Annotated in this window: 16 protein-coding genes and 1 riboswitch; of the genes, 13 read left to right on the top strand and 3 right to left on the bottom strand. The window is 53.1% G+C overall.

Annotation, left to right across the window (positions count from 1 at the left end):
• Positions 1-97: 97 nt before the first annotated feature.
• The 3 genes from AB3Y96_RS04945 to cobD all read right to left on the bottom strand — a co-directional run bounded on the left by AB3Y96_RS04945 (position 98) and on the right by cobD (position 2,751).
• Positions 98-652, bottom strand: coding sequence for a Dps family protein (locus tag AB3Y96_RS04945; RefSeq protein ID WP_367298623.1), 555 nt, complete (start codon positions 650-652; stop codon positions 98-100).
• A 163-nt stretch (positions 653-815) separates the two neighbouring features.
• Positions 816-1,679, bottom strand: a complete 864-nt coding sequence (locus tag AB3Y96_RS04950; protein ID WP_367298624.1) for a GHMP kinase — start codon at positions 1,677-1,679, stop codon at positions 816-818.
• Positions 1,672-2,751 carry a threonine-phosphate decarboxylase CobD gene (cobD, locus tag AB3Y96_RS04955; RefSeq protein ID WP_367298625.1) on the bottom strand — a complete coding sequence of 360 codons (1,080 nt, stop codon included), beginning with the start codon at positions 2,749-2,751 and terminating at the stop codon, positions 1,672-1,674. Before cobD ends, AB3Y96_RS04950 begins: the two co-directional genes overlap by 8 nt.
• A 128-nt stretch (positions 2,752-2,879) precedes the next feature.
• Positions 2,880-3,076: riboswitch (cobalamin riboswitch) on the top strand.
• Between the two features lie 149 nt (positions 3,077-3,225).
• Between cobD and AB3Y96_RS04960 the strand changes: the two genes are divergently transcribed.
• The 13 genes from AB3Y96_RS04960 (at position 3,226) to AB3Y96_RS05020 (ending at position 14,445) form a co-directional block, all read left to right on the top strand.
• Complete coding sequence (locus AB3Y96_RS04960) at positions 3,226-4,590, top strand: cobyrinate a,c-diamide synthase (RefSeq protein ID WP_367298626.1); 1,365 nt, start codon at positions 3,226-3,228, stop codon at positions 4,588-4,590.
• Positions 4,590-5,543: an adenosylcobinamide-phosphate synthase CbiB gene (gene cbiB / locus AB3Y96_RS04965; protein ID WP_367300273.1), complete on the top strand. Its 954-nt coding sequence runs from the start codon at positions 4,590-4,592 to the stop codon at positions 5,541-5,543. Before AB3Y96_RS04960 ends, cbiB begins: the two co-directional genes overlap by 1 nt.
• Positions 5,544-5,669: 126 nt before the next feature.
• The gene (locus AB3Y96_RS04970) at positions 5,670-6,314 is read left to right on the top strand and encodes a cobalt-precorrin-8 methylmutase (protein WP_367298627.1); all 645 of its coding nucleotides are present in this window, start codon (positions 5,670-5,672) and stop codon (positions 6,312-6,314) included.
• A complete protein-coding gene (gene cbiD, locus AB3Y96_RS04975; RefSeq protein WP_367298628.1) occupies positions 6,311-7,486 on the top strand; it encodes a cobalt-precorrin-5B (C(1))-methyltransferase CbiD in 1,176 nt (391 codons plus the stop codon). Before AB3Y96_RS04970 ends, cbiD begins: the two co-directional genes overlap by 4 nt.
• Entirely contained in the window at positions 7,483-8,085 is a 603-nt protein-coding gene (locus AB3Y96_RS04980; RefSeq protein ID WP_072308009.1) for a cobalt-precorrin-7 (C(5))-methyltransferase, read from the top strand. Before cbiD ends, AB3Y96_RS04980 begins: the two co-directional genes overlap by 4 nt.
• The gene (locus AB3Y96_RS04985) at positions 8,075-8,644 is read left to right on the top strand and encodes a decarboxylating cobalt-precorrin-6B (C(15))-methyltransferase (RefSeq protein ID WP_072308008.1); all 570 of its coding nucleotides are present in this window, start codon (positions 8,075-8,077) and stop codon (positions 8,642-8,644) included. The genes AB3Y96_RS04980 and AB3Y96_RS04985 overlap by 11 nt, the downstream gene beginning before the upstream one ends.
• Positions 8,637-9,410 carry a cobalt-precorrin-4 methyltransferase gene (locus AB3Y96_RS04990; protein WP_367298629.1) on the top strand — a complete coding sequence of 258 codons (774 nt, stop codon included), beginning with the start codon at positions 8,637-8,639 and terminating at the stop codon, positions 9,408-9,410. The genes AB3Y96_RS04985 and AB3Y96_RS04990 overlap by 8 nt, the downstream gene beginning before the upstream one ends.
• Positions 9,391-10,500, top strand: a complete 1,110-nt coding sequence (locus AB3Y96_RS04995; protein WP_367298630.1) for a cobalt-precorrin 5A hydrolase — start codon at positions 9,391-9,393, stop codon at positions 10,498-10,500. Before AB3Y96_RS04990 ends, AB3Y96_RS04995 begins: the two co-directional genes overlap by 20 nt.
• The gene (locus AB3Y96_RS05000; protein ID WP_367298631.1) at positions 10,500-11,225 is read left to right on the top strand and encodes a precorrin-3B C(17)-methyltransferase; all 726 of its coding nucleotides are present in this window, start codon (positions 10,500-10,502) and stop codon (positions 11,223-11,225) included. The genes AB3Y96_RS04995 and AB3Y96_RS05000 overlap by 1 nt, the downstream gene beginning before the upstream one ends.
• 58 nt (positions 11,226-11,283) lie before the next feature.
• On the top strand, positions 11,284-12,075 hold the full coding sequence (locus AB3Y96_RS05005; RefSeq protein WP_367300274.1) for a cobalt-precorrin-6A reductase: 792 nt from the start codon (positions 11,284-11,286) through the stop codon (positions 12,073-12,075).
• Positions 12,072-12,863, top strand: a complete 792-nt coding sequence (locus AB3Y96_RS05010; RefSeq protein WP_072308003.1) for a sirohydrochlorin cobaltochelatase — start codon at positions 12,072-12,074, stop codon at positions 12,861-12,863. Before AB3Y96_RS05005 ends, AB3Y96_RS05010 begins: the two co-directional genes overlap by 4 nt.
• Positions 12,863-13,576 carry a cobalt-factor II C(20)-methyltransferase gene (locus tag AB3Y96_RS05015; RefSeq protein ID WP_367298632.1) on the top strand — a complete coding sequence of 238 codons (714 nt, stop codon included), beginning with the start codon at positions 12,863-12,865 and terminating at the stop codon, positions 13,574-13,576. Before AB3Y96_RS05010 ends, AB3Y96_RS05015 begins: the two co-directional genes overlap by 1 nt.
• Positions 13,577-13,716: 140 nt before the next feature.
• Positions 13,717-14,445, top strand: coding sequence for an energy-coupling factor ABC transporter permease (locus tag AB3Y96_RS05020; protein ID WP_072308001.1), 729 nt, complete (start codon positions 13,717-13,719; stop codon positions 14,443-14,445).

Genomic DNA, 14,445 nt, shown 5'->3' on the forward strand with positions numbered 1-14,445 from the left:
TGAGCGGGGGATGAGTAGTAACTATAGCGGAATTAGAGGCGCTGAAAATAAAAAAGCAGACCTAAAGGCCTGCTTTCGTGTTTATCAACGGGAAAAACTAGTGACCAGAAGTTTGTGATTGGCGGCAAGCTTCAAACAGGAACCACACGCGGCGTTCGGTTTGATCTACCCAGTTTTCAATCAGGCTGGTGGTTGAAACATCATTATGTTCGCTACACACCACATGCGCTGCGCGCAGTTCTGCGGCCAGCAGCTTGTTGTCTTCACACAGCTCGGCCAGCATATCAAGCGGCTCAACGTAATCGGCGTTGTTATCTTTAATGCGCTGCATTTTAGAGATCTGGCCGATAGAGTGCAGGGTCATACCACCGACTTTACGTACACGTTCAGCAATATCATCGGTCATTGCGAATAGCTCTGCGCCTTGTTCGTCCAACAGCAAATGATAGTCACGGAAGTGTGGTCCGCTCATATGCCAGTGGAAGTTTTTAGTTTTTAAATAAAGCGCATAGATATCAGCAAGGATGGCGTTCATTGCACCGCTAATGTCTTTGGTGGCCTCAGCGCCCAAATCACTTGGGGTGGCTAGAGGAGTGAACTGACGTTTTTTTGCGTCACCGACTTTGCTTTTTTCCAGTTTTGGTGTGCTCATCTTTATCATCTCCTAAAGGTCTTGATAGATTCACAAATTGCCGTCTAGTAACTGTTTAGTACCGAGTCAGTATAGATCATCCTCACAAAATTAGAGTTTTATATGTATGACAATTACGTCTTATCATGTACGTGAATGTGTACGCTTTTGGCAGCCATGCCGATCAGCGTACGCCCCCTAAGGTGGTACGCAGCAGCCTAACGTGTGGATAAAAAACAAGAATATTGTTTACGCGCATCGCGTGAATTATTTTCTCTGGGTCATGAAGGTGCGTATCGAGCAATAAACCCACCACGCTGCCGCTGTGTGCGACGTTCAAACCGAATAAATCGTGCTGCTCAACAATTTCTACAATGTCATTAAACGCCGGTTTGGGCAGCAAAGCCTGGCTGGCTTGGGCGCTTAACGTGGTGGCTGCGCCAATTTTATGGCGGTTATTTTCCCTTATACCTTCAGTGAGCAACTGATGCGCCTGTTTCAACTGCGGCGCATATTCTTGCAACAGCGTTTGGCGCGGGCGGCGATGGTAGTCTTCGGTACGCAAGCAATCAGGGCTTTCCAACAGCAACATATCCCACTCAGGACATCGATTGTGCAGCGGGGTTTGCGTCAGTGCCTGTTGGTGATCGAACAGCGTCGGCGCTTGAAAAATCGTGCTGTCGGTCGGTTCAATGCCAACGCACAGCGACGCTAATTCTTTTTCAGTTAGCTGCATACCAAAGTGACGAGCGGTCGCTATTGCACAGGCGGCGATGTCTGCCGTGCTGCTGGCCATCCCTTTTGCCACGGGAATAGAGGATTCAAACTCAATGCGTAGCTCGGCTTCAAGCGAAGAGGGCAACGACAAATGCTGTAATACCGTGCGCAATACCAAGCGCATTCGCGCGCGCTCGGTGGGCAGCGGTGTTCCCTCGCTTACCGCCACCGTGCTAAACCAATTGACCGGGCAGGATACGAGCTTTTCGCCGCCTTGGATCCAGCCTTGAATTAACTCACCGCACGACGCGGGGCAGCGAGCTTCAGCCATGATGCAGAATCTGGGTTAGAGCGCTAATAAGGCGGTCGTTGTCCTGCGGGCTTTTAATTGCCACGCGATAATAATTGGCGTTTAGCCCCGGATAGTTGGCGCAGTGTCGGATCAAAATATGGTGTTTCAATAGCGCCTGCTGCAGTGCAAGCTGACTGTCGATACAGCGTATAAAGATGTAGTTAGCGACGGGACGCCATACTTTCAGCCGTGGCAATGCTTCTAACGCAGAAAATACGCGAGGTTGCTCCTGTGCCAGCCAGCGATGAGTGGCTTCAATATAATGGGTATCCTGCAAGATAATTTCGCCCGCCAGCGCGGCAAACGCATTGATTGTCCAAGGCTCCCGTTGCTGTTTCATTTGCGTCACTAACGCCGCATTTGCGCTAACCAAATAGCCCAAACGTAGCCCCGGAATAGCGAAAAACTTGGTTAATGAACGCAGCACATACAGCTGAGGATATTGTGCTAATAAAGGAATAAAGCCGGTTTCTGCAGGAACGAAATCGAGAAAGGCTTCATCAAGGATCAACGCAATATTCAGCGCACGGCAGCGGTCTGCGATGGCTAAAAGCAGATTTTTATCCGGTAGTAATCCGGTGGGGTTATTGGGCGTGCATAAAAATAGGCAATCGAGATCGGGTGTCAGCGCGTCGAGAATACGCACGTCAGGCTGAAATCCGTCTTCTTCATGCAAAGCATAATCAACAATGTCGCAGTTGATCCGCGTTAGCGCACGGCGATACTCAGCAAAACCGGGCGTTAATAGCAGCGCTTTGGCGGGTTTCAGCTGGTTAATTAACGCAAAGATCAGCTCGGTTTCACCATTGCCTGCCATCACCCATGATTCCGCGCAGGCATGGTGCTGAGCCAGCGCCGCGTGCAGTTTTCGATATTCCACGTCAGGATATTTTTCAGCCACCGACATTTGTTCGATGATGGCGTGCTTAAGTGACTCAGGCATGCCAAGCGGATTAATGTTGGCGCTGAAATCGATGATGTCATGCGGAGAAACGCCCAGAGTAAGCGCGGTTTCTAGCACGTTACCGCCGTGCTGACTGCTGATGGCCATAGGTATCCTCGCTGGTCCCTAAAAAGTTGAGATATGTTAACTCATTCACACTCCATTCTAGGCTTTTGTTGATCTCACAATGGGTATATCTGTGATGAATGCTTTAACTTATGTACCCAGATCATATATAGAAAAGTATAAATACAGGTTTTTGACGTGCTGTAAGGACGTCAGGAAGGAGGTGCGTATTGTGAGAATACAATTCCTCCGCAGCCCCCGCTGCTGTGATGCCGACGAGCCCACAAGACGCCACTGATGAATATCGGGAAGGTGTGGGTAAGGATGACGCTAAGCCAGAAGACCAGCCTGTAAAATCCCAACATTGGGATATCAACATCTATTTCAGCTCCTTCGGTGGGAAGTGAGTTGTCATTCTTTCCCTGCATGCTGCGCTTTTGCCGCCGTGCATCGAGCTGCTATGACAACGCAAAGCCCGCCCGCAAGGACGGGCTTTTTTGTTTGGCAGGCGGGTGAATGAAGGCATTTCTTATTGGTGGAACCGGTAGCGGATGCGGTAAAACAACGCTAACACTTGGACTGCTCCGAGCTTTAACGCGGCGCGGTTTGCGGGTGCAACCCTACAAAGTAGGCCCTGACTATATTGATACCGGCTGGCACAGCGCCGTTTCTGGCGTTGCGTCGCGCAATCTCGATGCCTTCATGCTGCCTCTGCCCACCCTAAATTGGCTCTATAACCAACATGCTCAAGCCGCCGATGTGGCCGTGATTGAAGGGGTGATGGGGCTATACGACGGCTATGGCACCGACCCCAACTATTGCAGCAGCGCCGGCATGGCCAAGCAGATTGGCTGCCCGGTTATTTTAGTGATTGATGGTAAAGCCGTTTCAACCTCGGCGGCAGCTACCGTGATGGGATTTTGTCATTTTGATCCGGCGGTGCGTATCGCGGGCGTCATTGTGAATCGCGTCAATAGCGAAACCCATTACCAACTGCTGAAAAACGCGATTGAAACCTACACCAAAATTCCTGTGCTAGGGCGAATGCCAACTCTACCCAGCGTAAGTTTGCCTGAACGCCATCTCGGTTTGATTACCGCTCATGAACAACAGGGCATGGATGCGATATGGGATACCTTGGCGGATAGCCTCGAACAGCATATCGACCTCGACCGTTTACTGGCGTTGAGCGATGTACAACCCGCGCCGCATGCCTGTGCACCTGCGTTACCTGCGCCTGATTCTGGCCGAGGCCTAACTCTTGCGCTCGCCGACGACGAAGCTTTTCACTTTTACTATCCCGATAATTTACAGCTGCTTGAACAGCTTGGTATCAACATCGTGCGCTTTAGCCCATTGCGCGATGCGGCGCTGCCTGCGTGCCAGATGGTCTATATCGGCGGTGGTTATCCCGAGTTATATGGAGAAACGCTGGCGAAAAACAGCAGCATGCGTCAGTCGCTGCGTGATGCGCATCAGCGCGGCGTAGCAATTTACGCCGAGTGCGGCGGGCTGATGTATTTGGGTTCGACGTTAAAAGATCAGTCTGGAAACACGCACGCGATGACCGGTATTTTCCCTGGAGAAAGCCGCATGGAAGGACGTTTAAAGCGCTTTGGTTACTGCCAAGCCACCGCGATGCAGGACAGTTTACTGGCGGCACAAGGGGAAATCCTCCGCGGCCATGAGTTCCACTATTCTGATTTCCATACTGATTTCCCACCTATTTTTCAGTTTGAAAAACAACGCGACGGCGTGACGCAGCAGCGTTGGCAAGGGGGATATCAAATGGGGAATACCCTCGCCAGCTATCTCCACCTTCATTTTTACCAGCACCCAGAAATGCTGAGCCACTGGTTAAAAAGGGGGCAGGCGCTGTGATCAGTTTTTCTGCTTGTTTGGTGGCCTATCTCCTAGATCTGCGCTTGGGCGATCCACCAACGTGGCCCCATCCGGTGCGCTGGATCGGTAATTTTATCAATTGGGTTCAGAAAGGTATCCGCACGCTTTGCCGTACCGAAGGTGCGTTGTATGTCGGCGGTGCATTTTTATGGCTGATTGTGGTTGGTGTGTGCTGGGGGGCGACCTACGCGCTGCTTGAGTTTTTGTCGCAGCTAAACCCGTGGCTCAACTGGCTAGCGCAGGTGTGGATTATTTATACGCTGCTAGCGGGACGTTGCCTGAGTGATGCGGCGATGGGGGTATACGTCGCACTACAAAATGGATCGCTTGAAGAGTGCCGACGCCAGCTTTCATACATTGTTGGGCGCGACACGTCTGAGCTCGATCGCCCGCAGATTACCCGAGCGGTAGTTGAAACGGTGGCGGAAAACAGCGTGGACGGCGTGATTGCGCCGCTTTTCTTCCTTTTCATCGGCGGTGTACCGCTGATGGTGGCCTACAAAGCGGTGAATACCCTTGATTCCATGGTCGGCTATCGGACGGAAAAATACCGCGCTATCGGCTGTGTTTCTGCGCGAATGGACGATCTTGCCAATCTGATCCCTGCTCGTTTGAGCTGGCTGCTGCTCAGCGTTGCCGCTCGCCTGCTGAGTCTTAACAGCAAACAGGCACTCAAAATCGGCTGGCGCGATCGCTATCTGCATAAAAGCCCCAACTGCGCGTGGTCTGAGGCCACCGTGGCTGGCGCGCTCGGTATTCGCCTCGGTGGGCCGAATAAATACTTCGGCGAATGGGTAGAGAAACCGTGGATCGGCGACCAAGAGCGCGAGATTGGCATTCAAGATATTCGCCTCAGTATTCGCCTCATGATGACGGCTTCCGTGCTGGCATTGGTACTTTTTGCACTCGCCAGATGGGCAGTGGTGTTTTGACCTGACCAACTTGACCCCACCCCAACCCTCCCCTTGGCAGGGAGGGGGGTATTGCACTTAAAGATGGGATTGCCCTTAAAGATAGAGGTACGAAAGTCACGCTGGATCAACCAAACAGGATGAACAATGAACTACAACAAGAATCCCCAGAATATTGAGCAGCACAGCTTTGAAATCATTTCTCAGATCATCGCCGACGAGCGCCCTGATTACCGTTTTGTCGATGAGCTGCAAGAAAAAATTATTAAACGCGCAATTCACACCAGCGCTGATTTCGAATGGCTGGATATCCTGCATTTTTCGCCCGATGTTTTATCCCGTATTACTCAGGCTCTGCGTCGCGGCTGCACAATTTATACCGACACCACCATGGCGCTTTCCGGCATCAATAAAACCCAGCTCGAGCAGTTAGGGTGCCAATGGCTGTGCTACATCTCGGATCCGCGTGCGGTCGCCATTGCCAAGGAACAGGGGATTACCCGCTCAATGGCGGCAGTGGATCTTGCCGCGCAGGATCAAGGGGAAAAGCTGTTTGTGTTCGGCAATGCACCGACTGCGTTATTTCGCTTATTAGAACTGCATCAACAAGGCGTAATGACACCCGCCGCGGTCATCGGGGTACCGGTCGGTTTTGTTGGCGCAGCGGAATCCAAACAGGCGCTGGCAGAAAGCGATTTACCGGGTATTGCAGCCTTAGGGCGTAAGGGCGGCAGCAATATTGCCGCAGCCATCGTTAACGCCATTTTGTACCACATGCGAGATGCGCAATGAGCGACACTGGGCTGGATACGCTCTGGCATAACGGCAAAAGCTATCGCAAGGGTTACACCACCGGCTCTTGTGCCACCGCAGCGGCGAAAGTTGCTGCGCTGATGGTGCTGCGCCAGCAGGTGATTAATCAGATTTCTATCGTGACACCTTCGGGCGTTACGCTGCGGTTGAACGTTGAACAGCCTTTGATTTGTGGTCAACAGGCCAGCGCTGCCATCCGTAAAGACGGCGGTGACGACGTGGACGCCACGCATGGAATGCTGATTTTTGCTCAGGTGACGCTTAACGACGGCGGCAGTATCTGCATCGTTGGTGGTGACGGTGTCGGCACCGTAACGCGCAAAGGCATTGGTTTGCCGGTGGGAAGTTCAGCCATCAATCGCACGCCGTTGCACACTATTGAAGAAGCGGTGCGTGAAGTTATCGGGCCGGAACGCGGTGCCGAGATTGTTATTTTTGCTCCAGAAGGCGAAGAGCGGGCGCAAAAAACCTACAACGGACGGCTGGGCATTTTAGGTGGGATCTCGATTATCGGCACCACCGGTATTGTGACGCCCATGTCTGAAGAGAGCTGGAAACGTTCGCTGGCCTTAGAGCTCGAGATGAAGCGCGCTCAGGGGATGACCAGCGTGATCCTCGTGCCAGGCAATCACGGCGAGCGCTTTGTACAAGAACAGATGCAGTTAAACGGCGACCGTGTGGTCACCATGAGTAATTTTGTTGGCTATATGCTGCAAGAAGCTCAGCGCCTCGGTTTCCAACGTGTGGTGCTGGTGGGCCACTTAGGCAAGCTGATTAAGGTCGCTGCCGGCATTTTTCATACCCATAGCCATATTGCCGATGGCCGCATGGAAACGCTGGTTACACGACTTGCACTGATGGGCGCTCCACGTGAATTACTGCAAGCGGTGTTTGAATGTAGCACCACGGAAGCGGCGATGGAGCTAATAGAGCAACAAGGCTGGCAGGCCGTCTATAACGATATCGCTCAGGCAATCTGTGGGCGCATCAACCAAATGTTGCGCTTTGCGGTACAGCCGCTGCAATGCGACGCGGTGCTGTTTTCATTCGACAATATTGTGCTCGGCAGTAATCGCCCAGTTAACGACATTGTTGCCGATTTACGTACCGAAATTTCCCAAGAAATTCTCTGCGAAAAGGAGTCTTCATGATTCACGTGGTTGGCATGGGGCCGGGGCATCAGGATTACATCACGCCGCTGGCAAAAAGATTAATTTCACAAGCTGACGTTCTGGTTGGCTGGTCACGCCATTTAAGTGCTTACCACGAATTTCATGGTGAAAAACTGGCCATCGGCAGCGATCTGACTCAGATGGCGTTGTGGCTACAGGACAACGCTGACCGCAATATCGTGGTTCTGGCATCGGGTGAGCCGATGCTGTACGGCATTGGAAAACGTTTGATACAGGATCTTGCGCCGGAAAAGCTCAATATCGTGTCGGGTATTAGCTCCATACAGTACCTGTTTTCGCGCATCGCCGTGGATATGAACGATATCTACATCACCAGCTGTCACGGCAAACAGCCTGATTTTGATTTTATTCTGCAGCACGAAAAAGTGGCGATGGTGACCGACCACCACATGGGGCCGTATCAAATTGCCCAGCAAATCCTACGTCGTGGGGCAAAGCGGACGATGGTGATTGGCGAGAATCTCTCCTATCCCGATGAATGCATCCATATTTTGCGCCCAGAGCAGGTACAGCAGGCGTACGCAATGAACGTGGTGGCGATCCTCAATGAAAGATGATCTGTTTCTACGCGGCCATAAAGTGCCGATGACCAAAGAAGAAGTGCGTCTTGCGGCATTGGAGCGACTCAATCTGCGTACTGCCAAGCGCTTGATCGACGTTGGCGCAGGAACGGGAAGCGTCTCTTTGGAAGCCGCCCTCAGATATCCCGATCTCTCTATTACCGCCATTGAGCGCAACCCTGCGGCTCTGGCATTGATTGAAGAAAACTGCCGTCATTTTGGCTGCTCGAATATTGATATTGTGGCGGCAGATGCGCCGCTGGCGTTAGACGTACGCGCCGATGCGGTGTTTATCGGCGGCAGCGGTGGCAATCTCCCCGACATCATTGATTGGGCGCTGGCATTACTCAACGACGGCGGCAGCTTGGCGATGAATTTTATTCTGCTGGAAAACTATCAGCAGGCGTTCAGTCAACTGCAAAACCGTGCGGTGGTTGAACTAGAAAGCAGCCTGATTCAGATCTCTCGCCTCACCGCGCTGGGCAGCGGTCACTATTTCAAACCCAATAACCCTACCTATCTGATTTCCTGCCGTAAGGAGCAAACGCATGGCTGAGTCTATCGATCGCGCACAGGTCTATTTCATCGGTGCAGGGCCGGGCGATCCCGAGCTTATTACGCTAAAAGGCCATCGAATTCTATCGCAGGCGGAGGTAGTGATTTTTGCCGGATCGCTGATTAATCACGATCTGCTGAATTACTGCAAACCAGGGGCAGAATGCCACGATAGCGCAGGGCTCAACCTCCAGCAGATTATCGACCTGATGGAGCAAGGTATTCGTGCAGGAAAACTGGTCGTGCGGCTACAAACCGGCGATCTGTCGTTGTACGGATCTATCCGTGAGCAAGGAGAAGAGCTGGGCAAGTTGGGCATTGGTTTTAGTTCGGTGCCGGGTGTGAGTTCGTTCTTGGGGGCCGCTTCACAGCTGGGCGTGGAATATACGGTGCCCGAGGTTTCCCAAAGTTTGGTGATCACCCGCATGTCTGGGCGCACCCCAACGCCTGAGCGTGAGTCATTAGAATCCTTTGCCGCGCACCAAACGTCGATGGCGATTTTCCTTTCGGTACAAGATATTGACGACGTTGTGAAGCGCCTGCTGAGCGGCGGCTATCCAGCCACCACGCCGGTGGCGGTAGTCTATAAAGCGACTTGGCCAGATCACCAAACGGTGCGCGGCACCTTGGACACCATCGCACCTTTAGTACGCAACGCCGGTATTCGAAAAACGGCGCTGATTTTAGTGGGCGCTTTCCTTGGTGATGAATACCACTATTCCAAGCTGTATGACGCGGGTTTCAGCCATGAATACCGCCAGGCCTGAGCCGATAAAGGTGGGATCGCTGGCGCTATTTTGCCTGACGCCGGGCGGCGTTCGCTTGGCACAGCGCCTGCGTCCTTTGCTGCCGCAGCTATCTACCGCCAGCGCATGCTTTACCAGTGAAAATTTGCTACAGGTGGGTTTCACACCGTTTAGCGGATCCTTTGCCGAAACGATGGCGCAGGCGTTTAAACGCTTTGATGCGCTGGTGGTGATCGGCGCAACGGGGATCGTGGTGCGGGTGATCGCGCCGCTGTTACAGGACAAATTAACCGATCCTGCGGTAGTGGTGCTTGATGAACGCGGCGAGCATGCGATCAGTTTACTTTCAGGACATATGGGTGGCGCGAATCGGCTCACTCAGCAGATCGCCGAGTTGATTAACGCCGATCCAGTGATCACGACCTCGACCGACGTAAACGGCGTTGCTGCGCTGGATCTATTGGCGCAGAAGCTCGATGCGGAGATCGCGGATTTTCGGCGTGCGGTGAAAAGCGTGAACCAAATGCTAGTGAGCGGCGATCGCGTTGGGCTATGGCTTGATCCGCGCGCTAACGTGCAGCTCACCGAGCACGATCGACGCGGATTTATTCCCGTTGCCGATCTTCATTCATTGCCCGATCTTTCTGCGCTGGTATGCGTTAGCTATCACTCGGATCTGCCACCAAGCGCGATCCCGGTTTACCAACTGGTGCCTAAGCGCGTGGTATTGGGCGTGGGTTGCCGTAGAGATACGCCGTTTGCCACGTTGCATCCGCTGCTATTGCAGAAATTTGCCGAGCTGCATATCGATCCACTCGCGCTGCGCGCCATTGGTAGCATTACGCTGAAACAGGATGAAGCGGCGTTACAGCAGCTGGCACATTGCTATCGCGTTCCTTTTCACGTGTTTACGCCTGAAGCGCTACGCGTGCATGAACATCGCTTCCCGTGTTCGGATTTCGTGCGTCAAATCGTGGGCGTGGGCTGTGTGTCTCAGCCTGCTGCTTGTCTGCTACTCGAAGAGTACGGCGGCGGGAAAATCATTGGGGAGACGCTGCGCGAGCAGGGCGTCACCCTTACTTTGGCTCTAACCCTTCAGGAAACTCTCTGATGTTATATGTAATCGGCATTGGCCCGGGCAGTCAGTCCATGATGACGCTGGAAGCCATCGAGGCTATTCGTGACGCAGATATTATCGTGGGCTACAAAACATACACCCACTTGGTAAAAGCCCTGACCACCGATAAAGAGGTGATCAAAACGGGCATGTGTAAAGAGATTGAGCGCTGTCAGGAAGCGTTGAATCTTGCCGTACAAGGCAAAAAAGTCGCGTTGATCAGCAGCGGCGATGCGGGCATTTATGGCATGGCGGGGTTGATCCTAGAGCTGGTGACGAAGCAGAAGCTAGACGTTGAGGTCAAGCTGATTGCTGGCGTTACCGCCAGTACCGCTGCGGCATCGTTGCTGGGTGCGCCGCTGATGCACGATTTCTGTCATATCAGCCTGAGCGATCTGCTGACCCCGTGGCCGGTGATTGAACAACGCGTGATTGCCGCTGCGCAGGCTGATTTCGTTATCTGTTTCTACAATCCGCGCAGTCGTGGCCGCGCTGACCATCTTGCTCGCGCTTTTGAACTGATGCGCCCTTACACCGCCGCCAGCACGCCGGTGGGCGTGGTCAAAGCTGCGGGTCGCAAAAAGCAGGAGAAGTGGCTAACCACCTTCGGTGAGATGGATTTTGAAAATGTCGATATGACCAGTCTGGTGATTGTCGGCAATAAAACCACTTACTGTCAGGACGGCTTGATGATTACGCCGCGCGGCTATGTTTTATAACCCTATTTCCGATAGCAATGCGCACGATGCCAATGCGTCTAAAACGGCAGGCAACCCCATGCTGCACGTTTTTGGCGGTACGTCAGATGCGCGTCATATTTGTCAGCGCCTTGATGAGATGGGGCTGAATTACAGCCTCTCGGTCGCAACCGAGGCGGGACGCGAACTGGCAGGGGATATCAACGGTGAAATTATCGTTGGGCGCATGGATGCCGCGCAGATGAGCGAATGGTTGCAAGCGCGCCGGATTACGCAGGTTATTGATGCCTCACATCCTTACGCGGGCGTGTTAAGCGCCAATATCGCACACGCCTGTGCCACTCAGAACATTGCGCTGTTGCGTTATTTACGCCCTAGCGAAATTGATGCTTTAGAACATCCTTTGCTGCACAAAGTAGCGAGCGTGGAAGAGGCCTGCGTGGTTGCACATCGTTTGGGCGAGCGGGTTCTATTGACCACGGGTAGCAAACAACTGGCTGAGTTTGTGCGTTTGCTGGCGGGAAAAAACCTTTTCGCCCGCGTATTGCCGACGCCGGATGTCCTATTGCAGTGTCAGGATTTAGGGCTGGGCGTAGATAACGTACTGGCGCTGAAGGGGCCATTTAGCGCCGAAATGAATCAGGCAACGTATCAGCATTGCCAGGCTGACGTGGTGATCACCAAAGAGTCTGGCGCAGAAGGGGGATATCAGCAAAAAGTCGTTCCTTGTTTGGCGCTGAATATTCCCTGCATTGTGATTTGTCGCCCTCCCGAGCCTATGGCTGAAGGACAGATTCGAGTGAGTTCTCTGGCTGAACTTGAGCCGTATTTAGCCAACTGGTTACAGAATAAAAAGAGCCAATACCTATGAAAAAAGCCATTTTAATTATCAGTTTTGGTACCAGCTATCACGAGACGCGAGCGAAAACCATTGAGGCCTGCGAACGTCGTTTAGCGGAATCCTGTCCCGATCGCGATGCGTTTCGCGCCTTCACATCCGAGATGATTATTCGCAAGTTGGCGAAGCGAGATGGAATGCAAATCGATAACCCAAATCAGGCGCTGCAGCGTTTGGCGGAACAGGGCTATCAGGACGTTGTCATTCAGTCATTGCACATCATCAACGGCGATGAATACGAAAAAGTCGTGACTCAGGTACGCGCTCACGCAGGGATGTTTAAACGGTTGCGTATCGGCGTGCCGTTACTGAGCAGCCATGATGATTTTGAACAGTTGATCGCCGCCATGAAGTCACAGATGCCCGCTTTAGCCGAAGATGAGCGGGTGGTGTTTATGGGCCATGGCGCAACGCATCATGCCTTTGCGGCTTACGCCTGCCTCGATCACATGCTGATGAGCCACCAGATCCCCGCGATGGTGGGGGCCGTTGAGAGTTATCCCGAAATTCATCATGTGGTGACGCGTTTGCAGCAGCAAAACGTACGCCGTGTGCATTTGATGCCGCTGATGCTGGTGGCGGGCGATCACGCCATCAACGATATGGCCTCTGACGATGAGGATTCGTGGAAAACCCAGCTCGCTCTGGCCGGGATTGAAGCCACGCCGTGGCTGCAAGGGCTGGGCGAAAATCCACTTATCCAACACATGTTTGTTGAGCACCTGCACGATGTTTTACACCCAGCAGAGGAGGCAGCCTGATGAGCCACGTGAAAAAGGGAAAAGTGTGGGCGATTGCCACCGGTCCCGGCAGCAGCGACTTGATTACCGTTCGCGCAGCGCGGCAGCTCGGTGAGCTGGACGTGCTGTATGCCCCTGCGGGTCGTAAGGGGGGCGATAGTCTTGCGTTGTCTATCGTGCGTGAATTTTTATCGTCAACGCTCGACATCAAAGAGCGTCATTTCCCGATGAGCGCCGATCAAGGGGAAAAAAGCGCCGCATGGGACTGTGTTGCGCAGGAGATGCAAACCGACGCAGAGCACGGGCTTCAGGTCGGTTTTATTACGCTGGGTGACGCCATGCTGTTCAGCACGTGGGTATTTTTGCTGGAACGCCTGCGCGGACACGTGGATATCGAAATCATTCCCGGCGTGACCTCGTTTGCCTGCATTGCCGCCCGCGCCCAGTTCCCTTTGGCGATGGAGCAGCAATCCATGGCGGTGGTGGCCTGTACCGCACCAGAAGAAGAACTTGAGCAGGCGCTGCTTAACCATGAATGCGTGGTGATGATGAAAGTGTATGGCCGAGTTATTCAAATACGCGAAATGCTGCGTCGTTTGGGATTGCTCGACCATGCAATTTTAATGGCCGAAGCCTCACTGCCAAATGAGCAATGTTTCCGTCATCTCGATGAGATCCACCAAGACACCAAACTGCCGTACTTTTCGACGATTTTGGTGAATCGGGCTAGCTGAATGCCCCTATGGGTGATTAACCCCCTCCCAGCCTCCCCTTTCGCAGGGGGAGGAGCACTCCGAGGTTGCTATTAACTCTGTACAGCTCCCTCCCCTGCGAAGGGGAGGGTTGGGGTGGGGTCTTTAACTAAGGATAAAAAATGAAAAACCTCCAACAACTCCCGCTCTACGGCATGGCGCTGGCGGTTCTGCTGACGCTCGCGCCGCAAGAAGCATTTGCTATGCACATCATGGAAGGCTTTTTACCGCCTTTCTGGGCCTTGGCGTGGTGGCTGATGTTCTTGCCTTGTTTAGTGATTGGGGCAACCCGCCTTAAAGCCATCGTACGCGATGACAGCGATAAAAAAGTTCTGCTGGCGCTATGTGCGGCCTTCATCTTTGTGCTGTCGGCGCTAAAAATTCCTTCGGTGACAGGCAGCTGTTCGCATCCAACCGGCGTGGGTTTAGCCGTGATTTTGTTTGGTCCGTGGGTGGTTTCGGTGTTAGGCGCTATCGTCTTGCTGTTCCAAGCGTTGTTCTTGGCGCATGGCGGTTTGACGACGCTGGGCGCTAATGGGATGTCGATGGCGGTTATCGGGCCAATGGCGGGTTACGTGGTATGGAAATTAGCGACTCGAGCAGGCATGCGACGCGATATTGCGGTTTTCCTGTGCGCGGCGTTAGCCGATTTGGTGACCTATTTCGTGACGTCGGTGCAGTTGGGATTGGCTTTCCCCGATCCTCAACTGGGCGTTATGGCATCGGTGACCAAGTTTATGGCCATTTTCTGCCTGACGCAGGTGCCTATCGCGATTGCTGAAGGGCTGTTAACCGTGCTGATTTATGACCAATTATGCAAGCGCCAACTGATTGGCGTAAGGAGCATTTAA

This window comes from Hafnia alvei, from assembly GCF_964063325.1.
In the GTDB taxonomy this organism is placed as follows: Bacteria; Pseudomonadota; Gammaproteobacteria; order Enterobacterales; family Enterobacteriaceae; genus Hafnia; species Hafnia alvei_B.

Excerpts from the sequence above, each read along its gene's own strand:
- AB3Y96_RS04945 (WP_367298623.1), bottom strand. The coding sequence starts at position 652 with ATGAGCACACCAAAACTGGAAAAAAGCAAAGTCGGTGACGCAAAAAAA.
- AB3Y96_RS04950 (WP_367298624.1), bottom strand. The coding sequence starts at position 1,679 with ATGGCTGAAGCTCGCTGCCCCGCGTCGTGCGGTGAGTTAATTCAAGGC.
- cobD (WP_367298625.1), bottom strand. The coding sequence starts at position 2,751 with ATGGCCATCAGCAGTCAGCACGGCGGTAACGTGCTAGAAACCGCGCTT.
- AB3Y96_RS04960 (WP_367298626.1), top strand. The coding sequence starts at position 3,226 with ATGAAGGCATTTCTTATTGGTGGAACCGGTAGCGGATGCGGTAAAACA.
- AB3Y96_RS04970 (WP_367298627.1), top strand. The coding sequence starts at position 5,670 with ATGAACTACAACAAGAATCCCCAGAATATTGAGCAGCACAGCTTTGAA.
- cbiD (WP_367298628.1), top strand. The coding sequence starts at position 6,311 with ATGAGCGACACTGGGCTGGATACGCTCTGGCATAACGGCAAAAGCTAT.
- AB3Y96_RS04980 (WP_072308009.1), top strand. The coding sequence starts at position 7,483 with ATGATTCACGTGGTTGGCATGGGGCCGGGGCATCAGGATTACATCACG.
- AB3Y96_RS04985 (WP_072308008.1), top strand. The coding sequence starts at position 8,075 with ATGAAAGATGATCTGTTTCTACGCGGCCATAAAGTGCCGATGACCAAA.
- AB3Y96_RS04990 (WP_367298629.1), top strand. The coding sequence starts at position 8,637 with ATGGCTGAGTCTATCGATCGCGCACAGGTCTATTTCATCGGTGCAGGG.
- AB3Y96_RS04995 (WP_367298630.1), top strand. The coding sequence starts at position 9,391 with ATGAATACCGCCAGGCCTGAGCCGATAAAGGTGGGATCGCTGGCGCTA.
- AB3Y96_RS05000 (WP_367298631.1), top strand. The coding sequence starts at position 10,500 with ATGTTATATGTAATCGGCATTGGCCCGGGCAGTCAGTCCATGATGACG.
- AB3Y96_RS05005 (WP_367300274.1), top strand. The coding sequence starts at position 11,284 with ATGCTGCACGTTTTTGGCGGTACGTCAGATGCGCGTCATATTTGTCAG.
- AB3Y96_RS05010 (WP_072308003.1), top strand. The coding sequence starts at position 12,072 with ATGAAAAAAGCCATTTTAATTATCAGTTTTGGTACCAGCTATCACGAG.
- AB3Y96_RS05015 (WP_367298632.1), top strand. The coding sequence starts at position 12,863 with ATGAGCCACGTGAAAAAGGGAAAAGTGTGGGCGATTGCCACCGGTCCC.
- AB3Y96_RS05020 (WP_072308001.1), top strand. The coding sequence starts at position 13,717 with ATGAAAAACCTCCAACAACTCCCGCTCTACGGCATGGCGCTGGCGGTT.